This window comes from Pseudomonas sp. (assembly GCF_035277045.1).
Lineage (GTDB): Bacteria > Pseudomonadota > Gammaproteobacteria > Pseudomonadales > Pseudomonadaceae > Aquipseudomonas.
The window spans coordinates 1-2,777 of sequence record NZ_DATELE010000047.1 but is presented as its reverse complement, the minus strand read 5'-3'; the positions used below and the strand labels follow the sequence as shown (position 1 = coordinate 2,777).

General features: G+C 64.6%; 2 protein-coding genes. Both read right to left on the bottom strand.

The window, feature by feature from the left end; genetic code table 11:
- Positions 1–122: 122 nt before the first annotated feature.
- Positions 123–1,859, bottom strand: a complete 1,737-nt coding sequence (locus VJS90_RS02435; RefSeq protein WP_324118748.1) for an IS1634 family transposase — start codon at positions 1,857–1,859, stop codon at positions 123–125.
- A gap of 360 nt (positions 1,860–2,219) precedes the next feature.
- Positions 2,220–2,777, bottom strand: a 558-nt coding sequence (locus VJS90_RS02430; RefSeq protein WP_324118745.1) for a phosphotransferase, incomplete at its 5' end; no start/stop codon positions are given.

The following is a 2,777-nucleotide window of genomic DNA, read 5'->3' as shown; positions in this document are numbered from 1 at the left end:
CACTGCTGCTCTGCACGTGTGATAGCCACGTAGATAATGCAGTCTTGGTCACCTAGTCCGAAGTTCCCCCTGATTGGGTGCGGTTTGTGCCGTTGGCCTGGGCTTTTGTGGTGGGGTACTGACTACGGCAGGCCGTGGCGGTGGGAAACGGTCAGTAGGTCGAAGGCGCGCCGCTGCAGCGGGGTTGGGGTGGTGGTCTTGGTGAATGCCGGCAGGCTGTCGGTGGGTTGGATGTAGTTGGCGCAGATGGTGGCCAGGTCGGTGATCAGGCTGGTGAAGCTGTGCACCGGTGTGTCGTCTTCGGTGCGTTTGCGCGCTGCCTTCTTCAGCGCTTCGTCGGAGCGTTGCGCTGGCGCGACGGGGTCGGCGCGTTTGGCAGCTGCGGTGGGTTTGTCGTTGTCGGTGAACAGGATTGGGGCCAGGGCTTGTTTCATGTGCCAGCTGATGTAGTAGGACAGCATGCGTAAGAACATGTGGGCGCGGACCCGGTCGGCGAGCCGGTGCCGGATGGGGCGTACGTCCAGTTCGCTGTTGAGGGTGCGGAAGAAGCGTTCGACGTCGGCGAGGTCTTTGTAGCGCAGCACCACGTCATCGCGGCCCAGGGCGTTGTCGGGCAGGCTGGTGCGCAGCACGTAGATGCCGTCCAGGGTGGCCTCGGCGGCGATGCTGTCCTGGTTGCGGGTGAAGCTGAAGGCCTCATCGGTGATGTGCAGGTCAAAGTGCTTGGCCATCTTGAACTTGTTGCGCACCTTGCCCACCCGCAGGCCGATCTTGTCTGTGCCGCGCAACGGCCGGCGTTGGCGGCGGGTGGCTTCGGCGATGGCCTGCAGTTCTTTTTCGGTGGCCGCCAGCAGCTCGGCGCGTTTGCGGGCGCGCTCGTCGGCCAGGGCGGGGTTGTGGCAGCACACCAGCCGCTCGCCGGGATAGTCCGGGTGGGTGATCTCGAACAGGTTTTGCTCATCGAATAGCGACAGCTGCAGCGCCCCGTCCTCGACTAGGGTCTTGATCTGCGGGGCGCGTAGCGCGCTGATCCAGTCCAGGTGCGCCGGACGTAGCGCGTCGCGGATGCGCGCGCTGGTGAGCATGCCCCGATCCCCGACCAGGGCGATGTTGGTCAGCTCGAACCGGGTTTTGAGCTTGTCGATCTGGGCGGTCAGGGTTTTCGGGTCGGCGGTGTTGCCGTCAAACACCTCGATCGCGACCGGGCGCCCCGTGGGGCAGCACAGCAGCCCGTAGACGATCTGCAGCCGACCCTTGACCCCGTCGCGGGCGTGCCCGATCGCTCCCAGCGGGCAGGTGTGGCCCTCGAACGCCGCGCTGGACACGTCATAGAGCACCAGGGTGCCACTGGCCAAATGCCGGGCGGCCAACGCGGTTTCGATGCCATCTTTGCGCTCGAGCGCCCAGTCCATCGCCTCATACAGGTCGTCCTCATCACAGCCCGCCACACCCAGCACCACACCCAGGGAGCTGGTCGCGGTCTGGGCGCGCAGCCCGCGCGCCATCGCCAGTTTCGATCCCGGCTCGATCACCGTCGCGATCAGCATGGCGCACACCAGATCCCGGTTACGCGAGGGCGTCGGGTCGATCAGCTCGGCGATGCCCAGCTTCTCGGCGGTGCCGGCCACGGCGGCCACATGCCCGTGCGGCAGGCTGCGGGTGATCTCGAAGGCCTCGGATAGATCCCAGTCCACGGGCGGCAAGCCCGTAAGCGCGCGATCCAGTCTGTCCAGCTTGTGCTCGGGCCAGCGTGACAGGTTGGCCAGGGTGCGGGTCTTGACCTTGCCGTTTTCGCGGAAGCTTTCCCGCAACAGCACCGCCGGCGGGGATCCCCGGTTGGGCACCCGGGTGATGTACATGATTACTTTCTAACACGAGATCAGCACGATAGTGGCGACATCAGGGGATGACACGCCGAGCTATTCTCAAGAATACATGAGTACATGTTGAGGCAGTTGAACACAGAAACACCTGCTCACAAACAAATCGGGACTCAGGCCGCCTCTACAAGGGGGAACTTCGGGCTAGAGCCTCGGCGGCCATAACTCGGATGTGTTCGACCCGATCTGACGCCATGGGAGAAATGAATGTGCCCTGCGAGGGAGAGCGGGCACATCGTCTCGACAGGGGATTGGATAATTCAAAACTGTGGCATGCGTGGCTATCTCGGAACCGCTCTGAAAATGCCGTTTCGGACTACGCGCGTTGCTGTATTCAATCTACCGGACCGCCTCGATCGTCCAGGCCGGCAGAATAGGTGCGCGCGTGAGGAAGTGGTCGGCTTGGCCATTAGTGCGCAGCAGCACCTGCGTGCGCAGAATGCAGCAGCCCATCCGCACCATCGCGAAGATCTCGTACCAGTCGAGGTCGGCCAGCGTGCGGCCGATCATCTCCTCATAGCGCCGGATCACATCGACGCGGCTGTCGAAGCCCGGCAGTTCCGGATCGGCGTCGATGCCATTGACCTCCAGCATCTGCTTGCGCGTCGCGAGCCACCATGCGAGGTCCGTCTCGGGCGGGCACACGCAGGCCTGCTCCCAGTCCAGCGCACCGATGAGCTGACCTGAGTCGTCGAAGATCGCGTTCGACAGCCGCGCATCGCCCCAGCACACCGTCAACGTGCCCTGGTGCGCCGGCTGGTGGCGGACGAGCCAGGCGAACGCCTCGGTGAGCACGTCGGGCACCTGGTTGCCGGAGCCCCACTGCGCGTACTCGCGCCACCACGCCAACTCCACGGAGATCCCCACGCCGCCGGGTCGTTCCAGCCATGGCGCCTC

What these genes read in the sequence shown, in the direction of transcription:
- VJS90_RS02435 (WP_324118748.1), bottom strand. Translation starts at nt 1,859, where the DNA reads ATGTACATCACCCGGGTGCCCAACCGGGGATCCCCGCCGGCGGTGCTG.